Origin of the sequence: Micropruina sp. (assembly GCF_047606665.1) — a bacterium.
Taxonomy (GTDB): domain Bacteria; phylum Actinomycetota; class Actinomycetes; order Propionibacteriales; family Propionibacteriaceae; genus Micropruina.
On record NZ_JASGEF010000052.1, the window covers coordinates 1 to 16,164 of the forward strand.

15 protein-coding genes and 3 pseudogenes are annotated in these 16,164 nt (G+C 68.5%); 11 read left to right on the forward strand and 7 right to left on the reverse strand.

Features of this window, described 5'->3' with window-relative positions:
- Positions 1-507, forward strand: a pseudogene (locus tag QM619_RS12560) (hypothetical protein); the annotation flags it as partial.
- Here the strand turns inward: QM619_RS12560 and QM619_RS12565 are convergent.
- On the reverse strand, positions 462-1,412 hold the full coding sequence (locus tag QM619_RS12565; protein ID WP_415109060.1) for a hypothetical protein: 951 nt from the start codon (positions 1,410-1,412) through the stop codon (positions 462-464). The pseudogene QM619_RS12560 and the gene QM619_RS12565 sit on opposite strands and share 46 nt — an antisense overlap.
- A 115-nt stretch (positions 1,413-1,527) precedes the next feature.
- Here QM619_RS12565 and ddaH point away from each other — a divergent pair, with 115 nt between their 5' ends.
- The 4 genes from ddaH (at position 1,528) to QM619_RS12585 (ending at position 4,783) form a co-directional block, all read left to right on the forward strand.
- Positions 1,528-2,301, forward strand: coding sequence for a dimethylargininase (gene ddaH / locus QM619_RS12570; protein ID WP_415109063.1), 774 nt, complete (start codon positions 1,528-1,530; stop codon positions 2,299-2,301).
- Between the two features lie 45 nt (positions 2,302-2,346).
- Entirely contained in the window at positions 2,347-3,033 is a 687-nt protein-coding gene (locus tag QM619_RS12575; RefSeq protein WP_415109066.1) for an HAD family hydrolase, read from the forward strand.
- Positions 3,030-3,683, forward strand: coding sequence for an HAD family hydrolase (locus QM619_RS12580; protein ID WP_415109069.1), 654 nt, complete (start codon positions 3,030-3,032; stop codon positions 3,681-3,683). Before QM619_RS12575 ends, QM619_RS12580 begins: the two co-directional genes overlap by 4 nt.
- A gap of 146 nt (positions 3,684-3,829) precedes the next feature.
- Positions 3,830-4,783 carry a proline dehydrogenase family protein gene (locus tag QM619_RS12585; RefSeq protein WP_415109072.1) on the forward strand — a complete coding sequence of 318 codons (954 nt, stop codon included), beginning with the start codon at positions 3,830-3,832 and terminating at the stop codon, positions 4,781-4,783.
- Positions 4,784-4,846: 63 nt separating this feature from the next.
- On the opposite strand, the gene metB is transcribed toward QM619_RS12585, so the two are convergent.
- Positions 4,847-6,019, reverse strand: a complete 1,173-nt coding sequence (metB, locus tag QM619_RS12590) for a cystathionine gamma-synthase (RefSeq protein WP_415109075.1) — start codon at positions 6,017-6,019, stop codon at positions 4,847-4,849.
- Between the two features lie 331 nt (positions 6,020-6,350).
- On the opposite strand from metB, the gene QM619_RS12595 reads away from it, so the two are divergent.
- The 5 genes from QM619_RS12595 (at position 6,351) to QM619_RS12615 (ending at position 10,561) form a co-directional block, all read left to right on the forward strand.
- The gene (locus QM619_RS12595) at positions 6,351-6,779 is read left to right on the forward strand and encodes a CBS domain-containing protein (protein WP_415109077.1); all 429 of its coding nucleotides are present in this window, start codon (positions 6,351-6,353) and stop codon (positions 6,777-6,779) included.
- A 4-nt stretch (positions 6,780-6,783) separates the two neighbouring features.
- Positions 6,784-7,332, forward strand: coding sequence for an aminoacyl-tRNA deacylase (locus tag QM619_RS12600; RefSeq protein WP_415109080.1), 549 nt, complete (start codon positions 6,784-6,786; stop codon positions 7,330-7,332).
- A 284-nt stretch (positions 7,333-7,616) separates the two neighbouring features.
- Positions 7,617-7,898 carry an acylphosphatase gene (locus QM619_RS12605; protein WP_415109083.1) on the forward strand — a complete coding sequence of 94 codons (282 nt, stop codon included), beginning with the start codon at positions 7,617-7,619 and terminating at the stop codon, positions 7,896-7,898.
- Positions 7,899-8,336: 438 nt separating this feature from the next.
- Positions 8,337-9,077: a response regulator transcription factor gene (locus QM619_RS12610; RefSeq protein ID WP_415109086.1), complete on the forward strand. Its 741-nt coding sequence runs from the start codon at positions 8,337-8,339 to the stop codon at positions 9,075-9,077.
- A complete protein-coding gene (locus QM619_RS12615) occupies positions 9,074-10,561 on the forward strand; it encodes a sensor histidine kinase (RefSeq protein WP_415109089.1) in 1,488 nt (495 codons plus the stop codon). Before QM619_RS12610 ends, QM619_RS12615 begins: the two co-directional genes overlap by 4 nt.
- Before the next feature lie 55 nt (positions 10,562-10,616).
- Here the strand turns inward: QM619_RS12615 and QM619_RS12620 are convergent, their stop codons facing one another.
- Positions 10,617-11,474, reverse strand: coding sequence for a glycine betaine ABC transporter substrate-binding protein (locus tag QM619_RS12620; protein WP_415109092.1), 858 nt, complete (start codon positions 11,472-11,474; stop codon positions 10,617-10,619).
- A 36-nt stretch (positions 11,475-11,510) separates the two neighbouring features.
- The gene (locus tag QM619_RS12625; RefSeq protein WP_415109095.1) at positions 11,511-12,074 is read right to left on the reverse strand and encodes a hypothetical protein; all 564 of its coding nucleotides are present in this window, start codon (positions 12,072-12,074) and stop codon (positions 11,511-11,513) included.
- Positions 12,075-12,243: 169 nt separating this feature from the next.
- On the opposite strand from QM619_RS12625, the gene QM619_RS12630 reads away from it, so the two are divergent.
- Positions 12,244-13,662: a polysaccharide biosynthesis tyrosine autokinase gene (locus QM619_RS12630; RefSeq protein ID WP_415109098.1), complete on the forward strand. Its 1,419-nt coding sequence runs from the start codon at positions 12,244-12,246 to the stop codon at positions 13,660-13,662.
- Positions 13,663-13,753: 91 nt separating this feature from the next.
- Here QM619_RS12630 and QM619_RS12635 read toward each other — a convergent pair.
- The 3 genes and pseudogenes from QM619_RS12635 to QM619_RS12645 all read right to left on the reverse strand — a co-directional run.
- A pseudogene (locus QM619_RS12635) lies at positions 13,754-14,460 on the reverse strand (ISL3 family transposase).
- A gap of 177 nt (positions 14,461-14,637) precedes the next feature.
- Positions 14,638-15,408 carry an IS21-like element helper ATPase IstB gene (istB, locus tag QM619_RS12640; protein WP_415109101.1) on the reverse strand — a complete coding sequence of 257 codons (771 nt, stop codon included), beginning with the start codon at positions 15,406-15,408 and terminating at the stop codon, positions 14,638-14,640.
- Positions 15,405-16,164, reverse strand: a pseudogene (locus QM619_RS12645) (IS21 family transposase); the annotation flags it as partial. The pseudogene QM619_RS12645 and the gene istB, both read right to left, overlap by 4 nt.

Consider the following 16,164-nt stretch of genomic DNA (forward strand, 5'->3'; position numbering starts at 1 on the left):
CCCACCCCCACCCCGACGCCGACCCCGACGCCGACCCCAACACCGACCAGCTCGCTTAACGACGCCACGAACCGGCTGGGCTGGACCTACCTCATCGACGGCCTGGGACCGGTCACCCTCGGTCTCGACGCGACGGACGCCGTCGAGCTCGGCGTGCTGCAGCAGGTGCCGACGGCCTGCAGTTCCCAGTCACCGACCAACCTGCTCGGCGACGTCCAGGTGTACGCCTCCGGAGGCCGGGTCAGCGCCATCGACATCCGCAGCACGGCGTTTCCCAGCGAGCGCGGCGTCCGGGTAGGTACTCCGCTGGCCAACCTCCAGGCGATCTACGGCGACTCGCTGAAGCCAACGGTGATGACCGACGGTGGCATCTCGGTCAACCAGTGGGCGATCACCAGCCCCAATCAGTACCTCGCCTATCTGGTGGACGGCACCGGCACGGTCACGCGGATCGTCATCGGCTACCGAAGCGCGGACGACTCCATCACATTGCCGCCGCCCTGCTGAACCGCCTCGCCCAGAAGCGACACCACCGCGTCCAGCACCGGGAACGAATGCCACAGCGGATGCCCGAGCCCGGCCACCTCGATGGTGACACCGGCCTCGGGGGCGCTGACGTGCAGGGCGCGGAAGGCGTCCCGCCGACACAAGTCGCTGCGTTCGCCGCGGACCAGATTGACGATCAGCGAGCCGTCCAGCGGCAGATCCCCAGGCAGATGCGGCTGTCCGAGCACCTGTGCGATCGCCACCAGGTCCACCGGCCCGTAGCGCACCCAGGGCTCGCGGAGCTGCCGGCGCCGAGCCCGCATCACCCAGCCGTGGGCGTGGTTGGTGGCGTAGCTGGCGGGTTGCCGAAGGACGTCCGCCAGGTTGTGCCATTCCAGGGTCAGCAGATTGCGGGACAGCGTCGCCACCGGCTCGATCAGCGTCACCGAACGCACCCGCGCCACCGCCTGCCAGCGCCGCAGCGCGGCGACGGCCAGCGAGCATCCGGTGGAATAGCCGATCAGGTCCACGCAGGCCGGCACCCCGCGTCCGGCATTCTCCAGGGCAGCGAGCTGATAGTCGCCCATCAGCTCGGCCCAGGCCTCGATCTCGCCGCGCAGCATCCGCTTTCGGATCCGCGCCGGCAGGGCGTCGCCGAATCGGCTCATCCCCGGGATCTCGGTCACCAGCACGGGCTCGCCGAAGGCGTCCGCGAGCATCCGACACTTGGCCGCCTCCCACGGCCCGAGCGGAGTGTTGAACCCCGGGAAGTAGACCAGCAATCCGGACGCCGACTTGCCCCCGACCAGCAAGGCCTCCAGCGGCGGCTCCCGGTCGCCGAGCCGGGCGACGAACTGCAGTGCCGGTCCGGTCGGTTCGGCCAGCTCGCGCGTGGTGTCCACCCTCAGGTTCACCAGGTCGCGCATGGACTCGATGCTAACGATCCGAAAGCACGAGGGTGGCGCGTGGGGGCGATCCGGCGCTGTCCACGAACGGCGCGGCGTACCACCGGGTTGCGACACAGACGCCAGACTGGGCCCCGTGCATCATCAGCGAGCTCTCGTACGGCGCCCTTCGCCTCGACTGACCGAGGGGCTATTGACCCATATCGAACGCCAGCCGATCGATGTCGACCGCGCCCTCCGGCAGTGGGAGGGCTACCGAGCGACCTTGGAGGCCCACGGCTGGGAGACCATTGAGGCCCCACCCGCCGAGGACTGCCCCGACAGCGTGTTCATCGAGGACACCATGGTCGCCTACGCCGATGTCGCGGTGATCGCGAATCCCGGCGCGCCCGAGCGGCGTGCCGAGATTCCGGGTGCCGAGTTGGCCGTCCGCAGCCTGGGCTACAAGATCGCCCGGATCACCAGCCCCGGCACCCTGGACGGCGGTGACGTGCTGAAGCACGACCGCACCGTCTGGGTGGGGGTGGGCGACCGCACCAACTCCGAGGGTGCCCGGCAACTGGCCGCGACGCTGGAGCCGCTGGGTGCCCGTGTCATCGAGGTGCCGATCACCAAGGTGCTGCACCTGAAGTCGGCGGTCACCGCGCTGCCGGACGGCACCGTGCTGGGGCATCCGTCGTTCGTCGACGACCCCACGGTCTTCGACGAGTACCTGGAGGTTCCCGAGCCGGACGGCGCGCATGTCGTCCTGCTCAACGAGGGCCGGCTGCTGATCTCGGCGTCCGCGCCGAAGACTGCCGAACTGCTGGCCGGACTCGGCTACACGCCGGTGCCGGTGGACATCAGCGAGTTCGAGAAGCTCGAAGGCTGCGTCACCTGCCTGTCGGTCCGGCTGCGCGGGCTCGCCTGAGCGACGGCGTACGACGGATCTGGAAGATTTGGAAGGAAGAAGGCTGTGACCCAGGCGGTCATCTTCGATCTGGACGGCACGCTCACCGACACCGAGAAGGTGTGGGAGGCCGTCCGCCGCGACCTGGCCGCCCAGGACGGCGTGGAATGGCCGGACTCGGCGAGCCGAGCGATGACCGGCATGAGCACACGGGAGTGGTCGACCTACATGTCCACGGTGGTCGGGATCGGGGCCAGCCCCGAGGACGCCGCCCGGCGCACCATCGACGGCCTGCGGGAACGGTACGACCGCGACCTGCCGGTGCTGCCCGGTGCCCGCGAGGCCGTGCGCCGGCTCGCCGCGCACTGGCCGCTCGGGGTGGCCTCGTCATCGCCGCGCGACCTGATCGAGCACGCCCTGCGGGCGCTCGGGGTGCGCGAGCTGATTGCCGTCGTCCGCTCCACCGAGGAGGGGACGGCGCGCGGCAAGCCGGCGCCGGACGCCTTCCTGTGGGTCGCCGACGAGTTGGGCGCCGAGCCGGCCCGGACCGTCGTGGTCGAGGATTCGGGCAGCGGCATCATCGCCGGGGTGAACGCCGGGATGCGGGTGGTTGCGGTGTCGCGTCCCTTCCTTCGACCACCGGACGACATTCTGGCCAGGGCATCCGTGGTGTTGCACGATCTGGACGAACTCACCGTCGAACTGGTTCGGTACCTTGGTGCGCCATCCGGAGTCTCTGGAGTGCACGGGTGATCACCGCCTTCTGGGACATCGACGGCACCCTGGTCCGCAGCCCGAAGGGGCGTGCCGATCTGTTCGGCGAGGCTGTGGCGGCGCTCGGTGTCCAGCCGGTCGCGCCCACCGGGCCGCGCGACGGATTCACCGACCGACGGCTCGCCGAGGTCCACCTGGCGGCCGCGGGGCTGGCTCCGTCCCGTGTCGACGAGTACCTGGAGGTGCTCGATCGGTTGTCGGTGGAGTTCTACGGTCACACCCCGCGCGAACCGGTCCCCGGTGCCCGCGAGGCGCTGCTGCTCACCCAGCAGGCCGGCTGGCGCAATGGGCTGTTGACCGGGAACACGCCGCTGCGGGCCCGGACGAAGCTGCGCACCTCGGGCTTCGACCTGGACGCCATCGACTGGGACTGTTTCGCGTCCGGTGGCTACGTCAGCGACCGGGCCGAGCTGGGTCGCCAGGCACGGGTGCTGGCCGGGGACGGCCCGCTGGTCGTCCTGGGCGACACCGCACAGGATGCACTGGCGGCGCGGGCCGCGCAGGCGTCCTTCGTGGCGGTCAACACCGATCCGGCGGTGCTCGCCACCATCGCCGATCAGGCGGTCCTGGCGGTCAGTTCGTTGGCATCCAAGGACTTCATCGGCTTCGTGCACACCCTCCAGGGCTGAACCACGCGTACCCTGGACGGCTCTCCTGGTCGCCACGCCTCACCCGGCGGGGTCTCACTCATGGTGACGACGGTCGACTAGGGTATCTGGTGCGTGACGCTGGCCCGGTCCGACAGCGGGGCCGTTGACGTCGTCGAGGAGGCCAGATGCTGAAGACGGTGCTGCTGGGCCTGTCCCGCGCCCCGCTGATGAAGCGGATCGTGGTCGGATTCCCCTTGACCCGGTGGATGGTCGACCGATTCGTCGCCGGCGAGACCATCGACGACTGCCTCCGGGTCACCCACAGACTGCTGGCCAGCAACCTGCTGGTGACCATCGACTTCCTGGGCGAGGACACCGTCACCGTCGCGCAGGCCGACCGGGTGACCGACCGCTACGTCGATCTGCTGGACCGGTTGGCGGCCGAGGGCCTGGCCGATCGTGTCGAGGTCTCGATCAAGCTGTCCGCCCTCGGCTCGCTGCTGAAGGACGGCTACGAACTGGCGCTCGACAATGCCCGAGTCATCTGCGCCGCCGCGGCGCGCGCCGGCACCACCGTCACCGTCGACATGGAGGACCACACCTCCACCGACGCCACACTCCGCACCGTCCGGGCCCTGCGTACCGACTACCCGTGGGCCGGCGCCGTTCTGCAGGCGATGCTGTTCCGCACCAGCAGCGATTGCGCCGCGCAGACCGGCGAAGGTACCCGGGTGCGGCTGTGCAAGGGTGCCTATGCCGAGCCGCCGGAGGTCGCCCACCGGGCCAAGAGCGCCGTCGATCGCAACTACCAGCGTTGTGCCACGATCCTGCTCGAGGGCGCCGGGCGTCCGCTGTTCGCGACCCACGACAGCGCGATGATCGCGCACGTCACGTCCGAGGCGAACCGGGTCGACCGGACGGCGTCGTCCTACGAGCTGCAGATGTTGCTCGGCATTCGCTCCGACGAACAGCGACGGCTCGCCGGCCTCGGTCACGCGGTGCGGATCTATGTCCCGTTCGGCACCGACTGGTACGCCTACTTCATGCGTCGGCTGGCCGAGCGGCCCGCCAATCTGCTGTTTATGCTCAGGGCGCTGGTCGAACGTCCGGGCAAGAAACGGGTGACGTCCGGCTTCTGAGCAATCGCTCCCTCGTTGATCGAGACCTCAACCAACACGTCGTTGACAAGGGGCTTTCTGCGCTCACCCAGCGGACGCGACCACTCGATCCAGTGCGCCACGCAGATCGGCCAGCAGATCGTCGATCTGCTCGATGCCGATGCTGAGCCGGATCATGCCGGGCGTGATGCCCGCCGCGAGTTGGACGTCCGGGGGCATGGACGCGTGGGTCATGGTTCCGGGATGGGAGGCCAGCGATTCGGTGCCGCCGAGCGATTCGGCCGGACAGAACAGGGTGAGCGCCTCCATCACGGTCTTGGCGGCGTCCAGCCCACCGTGCACTTCGAAGGTGACGATTCCGCCGAACAGCTGTTGCTGCGCGGACGCCAACGCATGGCCGGGATGCCCCGGCAGCCGTGGGTGATGGACGGCGGCCACCGCCGGATGCCCGGCCAGCAGGTCGACCACAGCGGAACCGTTGCTTTCGTGCAGCGCCATCCGGGCGTGCAGCGTCCGAAGCCCCCGGAGTAGCAGATAGGAGTCGAAGGCGCCGCCGGTGACCCCGAGGCAGTTGGCCCACCAGGCCAGGTCCTGCGCCCGCTCTTCATCACGGGCGACGACGGCGCCCGCGACGACGTCGGAATGCCCGGCCAGATATTTGGTCGCCGAATGCACCACCAGGTCGGCACCCAGCTCGAGCGGACGCTGCCCCAGCGGGGTGCAGAACGTGTTGTCGACCACGACGGTCGCCCCCACTTGGTGCGCCTGTTCGGACAGCGCGGAGATGTCGCTGATCCGCAGCAGCGGGTTGGAGGGAGTCTCCACCCAGAGCAGGGTCGGACGCCGCGTCCGGATGACCTCCTCGGCGAGCGCCGGATCGGTCAGGTCGGCCAACACCAACTCGAAGCTCCCCTTCCGGGCCAGCGCGTCGAACAGCCGCCAACTGCCGCCATAGCAGTCGTGCGGGGCGACGAGGAGGTCGCCGGGCTGCAGCAATGCCGTGACGATCGTCGTGATCGCCCCCATGCCGCTGGCGGTGACCACGCCGCCGGCACCCCCTTCCAGGCCAGCGATGGCGTCCGCGGCCATGCTGCGGGTCGGGTTGCCGCGGCGCGCATAGTCGAACGGCCGCGGCACGCCGAACTCGGCGAAGGTGTACGTGGTGCTCAGGTAGATCGGCGGCACGACGGCGCCATGGGTCAGGTCGCTGTCGATGCCGGCACGTACCGCACGGGTGATCGGGGACGGTTCCGTCATGACCTTCCTCTCGGCAGGCGGGCGCCGTAGCCGCCGTCCCCCCTCGTGCTCGTCTATTTGGCGCTCGCTGAACTCGGCGAGCGGTGAATAGCTAGGCGAGCGCGAGGGTCGACGGATCGGCAGCGCCGACAATACTGGGTGCCTTCGACCGGCCGGCCCGGCGGCGTCCAGCACGTGGGCGGATCTCGGACGGCCGGCCCGGATCACCGCCCGAACCGGCCCAGATCGCCGTTCGAATGAGTCGGAACCGGACGGCGAGATGGCGACAGAACCGCGTGCTGGTTTGCCGATTCGGCTTTCCTGCCCCAACCCCAAGGGGTACCTTCCGACTATGAAGATCGAAGACATCATCCGAGGCAAGGGTGCCAAGGTCGTCACGGTCACACCCTCCGCAACAGTGAAAGAACTCGTAGCGCTGCTCGGCGAGCATCGCATCGGCGCCGTGGTGGTCTCGTCCGACGGCAGACACATCGATGGAATCGTGAGCGAGCGCGACGTGGTGCGCACGCTCGGCACTCTCGGGGCGGACGTGCTGGCGCTCCGGGTCAGCGAGATCATGACCGCCACCGTGCACACCTGCGCGCCCTCCGACACCCTGGAGGCAACCGCCCACACCATGACCTACCAACGCATCCGGCACCTGCCGGTGGTGGTCGACGGCGAACTGCACGGGCTGATCTCCATCGGCGACGTGGTGAAGCACCGCATCGACCAGCTGCTGGACGAACGCAACCACCTGCTCGGCTACCTGCACGCCTGACCCGATGCCGCAGGACGCCTCCGCACCCGCCGGCCATGCCGCATCGGCCGGGCCGCCCGGCCCGGACGGAGACGACCGCGCCGAGGACCGCACGGGTAAATCGGACCCGCCGGCGGCGTCCGCTGCCCGTGCGCTCGGCCTGACCGTCAGCGTCATCCGGCATGGCCCGGTGAGTTCGCTGGCCGAGGCCGCCGCCGCCCGCGGCGTCCGGCCCCGCGACATCGTGAAGACCATGGTGGTCCGGCGCGGCCCCGGCGACTACCTCTTCGTGCTGGTCCCCGGCGACGCCGCGATCGCCTGGCCGAAGTTGCGCGCGCTGCTCGGCGTGTCGCGGCTCTCGATGCTGGACGCCGAGGTGGCGCGCGAGGTCACCGGCTACCAGCGCGGCACCATCACCCCGTTCGGCGCCCGCATCGCGTGGCCGGTGATCGCGGACGCCTCGATCACCGGGCGGCGGGTCTCCCTGGGCAGCGGCGTCCATGGCGCCGCACTCGGAGTGGACGCCGACGCGATGCTCGCCGTCCTGAACGCGACGATCGCCGACATCGTCTGACCCCGATTCGTTCGGCGCGGGCCGGCCGGAACTACCCCAAAGGGTGATTGGCCACCCCCGTCCGCCACCTAGCCTGGACAACGCGCGGTGCACCCCGCACCCACGTCGGCGGCGTCGCACCATATCCCCCGAGTGTGGCGCCGCCACCGTTGTCCGGAACCGTCCCCGCAGCTTGTCGGAGCAGCGGGGACGGTTCCGTTCCGGTTCAGGGGACGGTTCGTTGAACCGAAAGAGAATCGTCCCCGGAACCGGATGGGGGCCGCGTCGCGGGTTAGGGTCATGCCATGGAACGCGCTGTGATCCGGGTGGACGGCTACGTGCAGGGTGTCGGGTTCCGCTGGTGGACGATGGGGCTCGCCCGCCAACTCCAGCTCGTGGGCTACGCCAGGAACCTGGTGGACGGACGGGTCGAGGTGGACGCCCAGGGATCGACCGAAGCGCTTGGCGTCCTGATCCGGGCGTTGATCGAACAACCCACCCGGCACGGACGTCCCGGACGGGTGACCGAGCACACCGTCGACTGGGTGACACCCGATCCCACGCTGCGCGGCTTCTCGGCCTACTGACTGTCAAGGGCCACCCACCGCCCGATCTGCTCGGGCGCACCAACCAACGCCTCGCCGCGGCCTGCGATGACGTCGTCCAGATGGTGGTCCGACGCCCCCTGCACCCGTGAACCGCGACGCGCACCGGAACCCAGAAACCGCGTAAGCCGGTTCCTTCCTTCCCGCGGTTCTCGCAGGTCCGGGGACGGTTCTTCTACGTTCGAAATCCGCATTCGCGGGGGACAGACCTGAGCTGCGGAGAACCGTTCCCGGACTCCCCATCGACCACCGCCGGCGGGGAGACGTGCAGCGTCAATGTTCCGACCCCGAGTCGCCAACTGTCCATGAGTCGTGAGCGGGCCCGTCGGTCATCTCAGCGAACCCGCACCAGCCGGCTCTCACAGGCAATCCACAGCCAAGCCCTAGCCCAGGCCCACAGGCCACTGACAGATTGACCCTATGACGACCAGCACCCGAGGTGGCAACGAACCGCTGACCAGACCGGACGGGACCCCGATCAAGATCCTCACGGTCGACGACGAATCCAGCCTGACCGAACTGCTCAGCATGGCGATGCGCTACGAGGGTTGGGAGGTGGCCACCGCAGGCTCCGGTCTGGACGCCGTCAAGGTGGCTCGCGAGGTTCGTCCGGACGCCATCGTGCTCGACATGATGCTGCCCGACTTCGACGGCCTCGAGGTGATGCGTCGAATCCGCACCGAGCAGCCCGACGTCCCGGTGATCTTCCTCACCGCCAAGGACGCCCTGGAAGATCGCATCGGCGGGCTCACCGCCGGCGGCGACGACTACGTCACCAAGCCGTTCTCGCTGGAGGAGTTGATCGCCCGGCTGCGTGGCCTGCTGCGTCGCTCGGGTGCCACCACGCTCCGTCCGGGCTCGCAGTTGGTGGTCGGCGATCTGGTGCTCGACGAGGACTCTCATGAGGTCACCCGCGGCGGCGACGAGATCCAGTTGACCGCCACCGAGTTCGAGTTGCTGCGCTATCTGATGCGCAATCCGCGGCGCGTCCTGAGCAAACCGCAGATCCTCGACCGGGTGTGGAACTACGACTTCGGCGGCCAGGCCAATGTGGTCGAACTGTACATCTCTTATCTGCGCAAGAAGATCGACGCCAATCGGGCGCCGATGATCCACACCCTGCGCGGATCCGGCTACGTGCTCAAACCGGCAGCGGAATGAGCATCTCCCCACCGGCGCCTCTCCCCCCGCAGGCGCCACAGCCGCCGGCCGCCGTCCGACCGCTCGCCAAGGGCACTCTCGGACGGCGGCTGGTGGTCCGCGTCGCCGCTCTGGTGGCGATCGTGGCGGTCGGGCTCGGCGCCGTCGTGGCACTGGCCGCCTACAACATTCAGATCGGACAGATGGACAGCCGGCTGGACGGAGCGGTGCGCCGAATGACCGGTGGCCCCGGTTTCGGCGGCCAGGAGATCGGGACGATCCTTGCCTCGCAGGACGGCGAGACGATCATCAGCGCATCGATCCTGGTCGACCGGGCGAGCAACAGCGGCGTCCGGGCGGCGACGCTGTCGGACGAGGCGGCGCAACAGCTGGCGGCGGTGCAGCTGGGTTCGGGCGAGAAGGCCACCATCCACCTCACCGACTACGGCCTCTACCGGGTCACTGTGCAGTCGTCCGGGTCGTTTCGAGCGATCGCGGGCATCTCGCTGAGCCAGCTGACCAGTGCGATGACGTCCTTGGTGATCTTCGAGGCACTGCTGACCGGGGTGGTGATCGCGGCCGCCGTGGTGGTGGCACGCGGTGTCGTGGTGACCAGCCTGGCACCGCTGAACCGACTCGCGGCCACAGCGACCGCGGTCTCGAATCTGCCGCTGGAGAGCGGCGAGGTGGAGGGCATCGTCCGAGTCAGCCCCAACGACACCGATCCGGTCAGCGAGGTCGGACGCGTCGGCCTGGCGTTCAACCATATGCTCGACAACGTCGAGGGTGCCTTGGCGGCCCGGCATGCTTCCGAGGTGAAGCTGCGGCAGTTCGTGGCGGACGCCTCGCACGAACTGCGCAATCCGCTGGCCGCGATCCGCGGTTACGCCGAGCTGACCCGCCGGGAGCGGGCCGACATGTCGCCGGCGATGGCTCACGCGATGGGGCGCATCGAATCCGAGTCGGATCGGATGAGCAGCCTGGTGGAAGATCTGCTGCTGCTCGCCCGCCTCGACTCCGGGCCGGCACTCGACCTCGCACCCACCGACGTCACCGAGATCGTGCTCAACGCCACCAGCGATGCCCGCGCCGCCGGCCCCGACCACCGATGGTCGCTGTCGCTGCCAGACGAACCAGTGGTGGCACTCGCCGACCGCTACCGGCTGCACCAGGTGCTGGCGAACCTGCTGGCCAACGCTCGCACCCACACGCCTCCCGGAACCCAGGTGCAGACCGCCGTCGCGGTGACCGGTGGCATGGTGACCATCACCGTGACCGATGACGGCCCGGGCATTCCCCCGGAGTTGCAAGCGTCGGTATTCGAACGATTCACCCGCGCCGAGGTCAGCCGGGTCCGTAAGCAGGGCGGGCCATCGACCGGGCTGGGCCTGGCGATCGTGGCCGCGGTCGTCGCCGCCCATCACGGGACGGCGTCCGTGAACTCCCGGCCCGGACGGACGGTGTTCACCATCCGCATCCCGGCCGCTGGGCCGACCGCATTCTGACGACTCGTTGCGGCGGGACGCCCACGGCCGTCCGTGAAACGTCCGCGCCGCGCGTCTACCGCACCGGGTGCGCCGCCAGCCATTCTCCGACCGCGGCAGGGACGCTGTTCGTGGCGGCACGCGTCCGGATCTCGACGATCGCGGCGTTGTCCAGCACGTCGTGCAACGTCTGAACAACCTCGAGCACCGTCTCGTCCTCGGCCACGCCGAGGCGAAGCAAGGCCACATGCGGATCGGACGCGATCATCGTCTTGGGGTCGTCGACCAGCTTCATCGCGGCGTCCGATCCCTGCGGCTCGGTGCCGTCGAAGACCGCGATGGCACCGTCCCGTGCCTGGGCAAGCCGTTCGTCGGCATCGGCCGCGATGGTGACCTTCGGCTCAGCGCCGTAGAGCGCGGCGAGTCCGGACGGTCCGTCCGGGGCCGCACGCCAACGCTGCGGCGCCACGATCGTCGTCGTCGCAGACAGGTCGAGCAGTGAGGCGCCGGTTCGTGTGGAGACATAGCGCCAGGCCCGATCGACTTTGGACGGCCGCAGCACCGCCGCCTCACCATCCAGTGCCACCGCCAGATCGGACACCAAACTCCGCGGGTCGTCCGCGTTGATCTGAAGCTCCTGCGCCGCGCTCCAGGCGAACCCTGGCACAACGTCCAACTCGTCTGCCATCAGCCGGCTCACTTGCGCGCTGACATCGTCGTCGGCGTCGACCACACTGGCGGGATGCCCCTTCGCGACCAGCGCCTGCGCATAGAGTTCGCCCAGTACCTGGATCGTGGGATCGGAGCTGACGCCCACCCGAATGGGCGCCATGGCCGGACTGGACGCCTGCGGGGCCTCGGCCTGCGGGGCCTGGCGAGCGCATCCCACCATCGCCAGGGTCATTGCGAGCAGCACCACCGCAGACAGCTTCATTGCGCCCACTCTGCCACCGTCAGACGCGATCGGCGCTCAACTCCACGCGGCGCGGATCGCTGCGACACAACGGCGGATCTCGTCGAAGGCAAGCGCATAGTCGGCATCGCTGCGACCGTACGGGTCCGCGATGTCCAGTTCAGCACCCCGACCTGCTGCGACTGATCGCTGTGCCGCCGCAGCGGCGATGATCGGCACCAGTTCGGCTCGTCCACTCGGGGCGACGGCCGGGCGAGGGGCCGCGGTGACGATCGCCGCGAACTCAGCCAGCGTGAAGGAGCGGCGAACCGTTGCCGGAGCCAGTTCGACCACCCGAGAGCGCAACTCCCGCGTCATGGTCAGAATCAGGTCCGCTTCCCGCAGCACCGACTCCGTGACCTGCCGTGCGCCCCCCTCGTGGGCCACTCCCAGTTCGTCCAATCGCGCCGCCATCGGCGGGTGCACCGGCTCGCCCACCAGGGCACGGGTGCCCGCACTGGTGGACCGAACCCGATCTCCCAACTCGTGACGGATCAGGAACTCCGACACCGGCGAGCGACAGATGTTGCCGATGCACACGCTGAGCACCCGGAGCCGGCCGTCCTCGGTTTCACTAGCCACGAGAGTGATCATGCCGCGTCACCGTCGGCCCGCGCCATGTGGCACGGATCCTGGGATTGGGTCATCGCCGAAATCCGCGATACGATCTGACGGCGCCTAGCTGCCCTGTCAGCTTGCACCCATGCTTCCTCCCCTAAGCATGGACTCACCCCCCAAGGAGCATCCAAGAATGGAACTGCGCGATTACGTTGCCGTGCTGCGCAAATACTGGATCAGCATCGTCTGTGTCATCCTGCTCGCCATCGCGACGTCCGCAGCCATCACTTTGGTGACACCCGCCACCTACACCGCACGCACCGCTGTCTTCATCTCGGTCCGTGGTGGCGACTCGGCGTCCGAGTTGTTGCAGGGCGCCAACTACGCGACCAACCAGGTCCGCTCGTACGCACAGGTAGCCACGACGCCGACGGTACTGCAGCCGGTGATCACCAAGCTGGGGCTCGATGTCACTCCAGCCAAGTTGGCCGAGTCGGTTACCGCGACGATTCCGACCAACACGGCGATCATCGAGATTGCGGTTGTCGACGGCAACCCGGAGTTGAGTGCCCAGATCGCCCAAGTCGCCGGCGAGCAGTTGGTGACCACAGTCGATCAACTCTCACCCACAGACACGAACGGCAAGCAGGCGGTGGCCGCCACCATCGTGACGCCCGCTACCGTACCCCTCGAACGAACGACGCCGCGCACCACCTTGAATCTCGCGGTCGGCTTACTCGTGGGCATCCTGCTCGGTTTCGGCCAGGCGGTGCTGCGGCACAGGCTGGACCGGTCGATCCGCACGGAGGACGATGTCGCGCGGGCCACCGACCATTCGGTGATCGCCAGGATTCCTTTCGATGCCGACGCTTCCGAGCACCCCCTGGTGATGTTCGGCGATCCCCACTCGCTGCGTGCGGAGGCCTATCGCAAACTGCGGACAAACCTGCAGTTCCTCGACGTGGCGAGAAGCACCGACAGGCATTCCTTCGTCGTTACTTCTTCGATCGCCGGAGAGGGGAAGTCAATGACCTCTATCAATCTGGCGATCGCGATCGCCGAAAGTGGCGAACGGGTGTTGCTGATCGATGCTGATCTGCGTCGGCCCACCGTCGCCAAGTACCTCAACGTCGAAGGATCGGTTGGGCTCACGACCGTGCTGATCGGCCGGGCCAGCATCGAAGATGTCGTTCAGCCGGTTGGCAGCGGGGACTTCCATGTGATCGCTTCCGGCGAGATCCCGCCCAATCCTGCCGAGTTGCTGGCCTCCGATGCGATGAAGCGCCTCCTCGATGAGGTCAACCTCCACTACGACACGATCGTGATCGATGCCGCTCCCCTCCTGCCCGTGACGGATGCGGCGGTCCTTTCCACAATGACCAGCGGCGCCCTGATCGTCGCTGGTAGCGGTGCGATCACCGTACCCGAGCTGGGGGACGCAGTCGCCACTTTGGATCATGTGAACGGCCTGACCCTCGGGATCGTTTTGAACAAGGCCAAAGTCGGGGGTGGCGATGGCTACTATTACCATTACCGGCGCCAAATCGACGAGAAGGGCACCTCACGTCGAGATCGGCTGCATCGCACGCGGCATTCAGCCAGCAGCCGGTAGGGGCCAACCCCCTATTCATCAAACTGCACCCTGGGTCATGGCGACCCAGGGTGCAGTTTGCCATTGCGGCATCTTATGACAGTCTTCTGGCTCATCCGAATCCGGGGTGTAGTTGGGTTCTGAAACCGTCGGCTTCGAGGAGGCTGCGGGCTACATAGTTGGTCAGGTTCCGGAAGCCGAGGGCGAAACCGCGGAGGTGTTCGAGACGTCCGTTGATGGCTTCGGTGGGGCCGTTGCTGGTCCGCGCGGATGGTCGAAGTAGGCGAGCACGTCAGCGTTGCGTTTGGTGAGAGTGCGGCCGAGCTTGATGACCTCGACCAGCGCTATGGGGACGCCCGTGCTGACTGAAACGATCAGCTTGACCATCAGCGCGTGGCCGTGGTGGCGGTCGGGGTGCCGATGGGCGGCGATCATGCGTTGGTAGATGCCCCAGGTGGCCTCGACCTCGACGTGGGCGTCGTCGGCGAACAGGGCGTGCAGTCGGGTCTTCTTCTCGGTGAGCAGGTCGGCGCCGGTGGCCAGGGTGCGGCGGGCGGCATAGAGCGGGTCGGTCGTGCGGCCGCGGTGGCCCTGGATGGCTTGCTGGATCCGGCGGCGGCACTCATCAAGCGCGTCGCCGGCCAGGCGGACGACGTGGAACGGGTCCAGCACGGTCGCTGCCTCGGGTAGTTCCTCCACGGTGGCGGTTTTGAACCGGTGAACCCCTCCATCGCGACCACCTCGATGCTGTCGCGCCACGCCTGCGGGCCGCTCAGCGAGCCAGGTCTTGAGTGCCTGTTTGGAGCGGCCCTCGACCATGTCCAGCAGCCGTGCCGCCCCGGTGCGGTCGCGTACCGGGGTGAGGTCGAATTGTCAAGGGCCATTGAGAACTGCCCAGTGGCGGACATGAAACCTGCCCGCTGGCGGTCACGAGATCTGCCCGGTGGTGGCCATGGGATCTGCCCAAGGGCTGCGGCCACCACCGACCAGGGGTGGTCAGCTCAACGGTCTCACCCCCTGGCCGGCGAGTGCCTGGGTGAGGCGGACGGAGTCGCCGCTGGTCTGGCAGACGTGGGCGTGGTGCAGCAGTCGGTCGACGGTGGCGGTGGCCGTCTTGGGCATCAGTTCGTCGAAGCCGGCTGGGTGCAGGTTCGAGCTGATCGCGACCGAGCGCTTCTCATAGGCGGCGTCGACGAGCCGGTAGAGCCCCTCGGCCGCGTCCGCGGCAACCGGCAGCAGCCCGATGTCATCGACCACCACGAGATCGGCTCGCAGGATCCGAGCGATCGCCTTGGACACGGTGTCGTCGGCACGGTGCCCTCTGAGCAGGACCCCGAGGTCTTCCAGGGTGAACCAGGCGACCTTCAACCCCTGCTCGACGGCCTGCTGCCCGAGGGCTTCGAGCAGGAACGTCTTCCCGGTTCCCGACGGCCCACACACAACGAGGTTCTCTCCCCGGTGCACCCACTCCAACGTGCGTAGCGCCTGCTGGGTAGGTGCGGGGATCGAGGATGCCTCGGGCTGCCAGGCGTCGAAGGTCTTCCCGGTCGGGAACCCCGCGGCCGCCCGCCTGGTGGTGAGTGCGGAGCGTTCTCGGCCGGCGACCTCCTCGGCGAACAGGGCCTTCAACACCTCGGCGGGTTCCCAGCGTTGGGCCTTCGCGGTCGCCACGATCTCCGGTGCGTGGCGACGGATGTGCGGCAGCCGAAGCCGACGCAACAGCTCCTCCAGATCCGCCGGCAGCGGCGGCGCGGACGCGGTCTTCATACGATCACTCCGCCCGTGTTGTCGACGTCCGTGCGCTGGCTGAGCTGCTGGCCGAGTTGTGCCCATGCGCTAGTGCCCTGGGTCAGCGAGGCGTCCTCGCTGGCCCGGTGCTCACCGGCGGCTGGTCGGCTGGCGTGGTGGTCGAGGATCGAGGACAGGTCGGCCTCGGCGAACCTGCCGTGGACGGCTGCGTGGCCGAGTGCCCAGTCGACCTCGACGGGGTCGAACAGCTTGGCCAGCGCGAGTGCTTCGGTCATCTTGACCCGCATCTTCGTGGTGCCCGCGGCGGCTGCCTCGACCAGCCACAACGCGGCTCCCTCGCCCAGAGCCAGGAACTCCGTTTCCGCGGCGTTCCTGGCACGTGGCCGACGATCCAGCGGTCCCTCGGGCTGGGGCGGGAAGTGCTCGTCGTTGATCTTCGGCGTGCCCGGGGTGGCCCGGGCGTGGCGGGCGACCTCGACCGGACCGTCGGTGCCGACGTGGACGATGACGACCTGCTCGTCGACCCCGACTCCTTGGGTGCGGACCCACACCGTGGCGCCCAGGAGGGACTGGCCTGCGAGCTTGTGTGGGACCGAGTACTGGCCTGACTCGAAGGTCACCATCGGCGTGTTCGCGGGCACCACCCTGGTGGTGCCGAACGCCACCGTGTGCGGCACCGCGGGGACCGGGTGCAGTCGGGTGGCTTCCTCGGCGAGCATCTCGACCGGTGGCCGCTTGGTGAGCCGGTGCAGGCGGGTGTTGACCTTGTGGCAG

Bases quoted from the DNA above. Each gene is read 5' to 3' on its own strand.
- metB (WP_415109075.1), bottom strand. From the start codon at position 6,019: ATGACGGAACCGTCCCCGATCACCCGTGCGGTACGTGCCGGCATCGAC.
- QM619_RS12600 (WP_415109080.1), top strand. From the start codon at position 6,784: ATGCCGCAGGACGCCTCCGCACCCGCCGGCCATGCCGCATCGGCCGGG.
- QM619_RS12595 (WP_415109077.1), top strand. From the start codon at position 6,351: ATGAAGATCGAAGACATCATCCGAGGCAAGGGTGCCAAGGTCGTCACG.
- QM619_RS12615 (WP_415109089.1), top strand. From the start codon at position 9,074: ATGAGCATCTCCCCACCGGCGCCTCTCCCCCCGCAGGCGCCACAGCCG.
- QM619_RS12630 (WP_415109098.1), top strand. From the start codon at position 12,244: ATGGAACTGCGCGATTACGTTGCCGTGCTGCGCAAATACTGGATCAGC.
- QM619_RS12610 (WP_415109086.1), top strand. From the start codon at position 8,337: ATGACGACCAGCACCCGAGGTGGCAACGAACCGCTGACCAGACCGGAC.
- QM619_RS12565 (WP_415109060.1), bottom strand. From the start codon at position 1,412: ATGCGCGACCTGGTGAACCTGAGGGTGGACACCACGCGCGAGCTGGCC.
- QM619_RS12620 (WP_415109092.1), bottom strand. From the start codon at position 11,474: ATGAAGCTGTCTGCGGTGGTGCTGCTCGCAATGACCCTGGCGATGGTG.
- QM619_RS12605 (WP_415109083.1), top strand. From the start codon at position 7,617: ATGGAACGCGCTGTGATCCGGGTGGACGGCTACGTGCAGGGTGTCGGG.
- QM619_RS12585 (WP_415109072.1), top strand. From the start codon at position 3,830: ATGCTGAAGACGGTGCTGCTGGGCCTGTCCCGCGCCCCGCTGATGAAG.
- istB (WP_415109101.1), bottom strand. From the start codon at position 15,408: ATGAAGACCGCGTCCGCGCCGCCGCTGCCGGCGGATCTGGAGGAGCTG.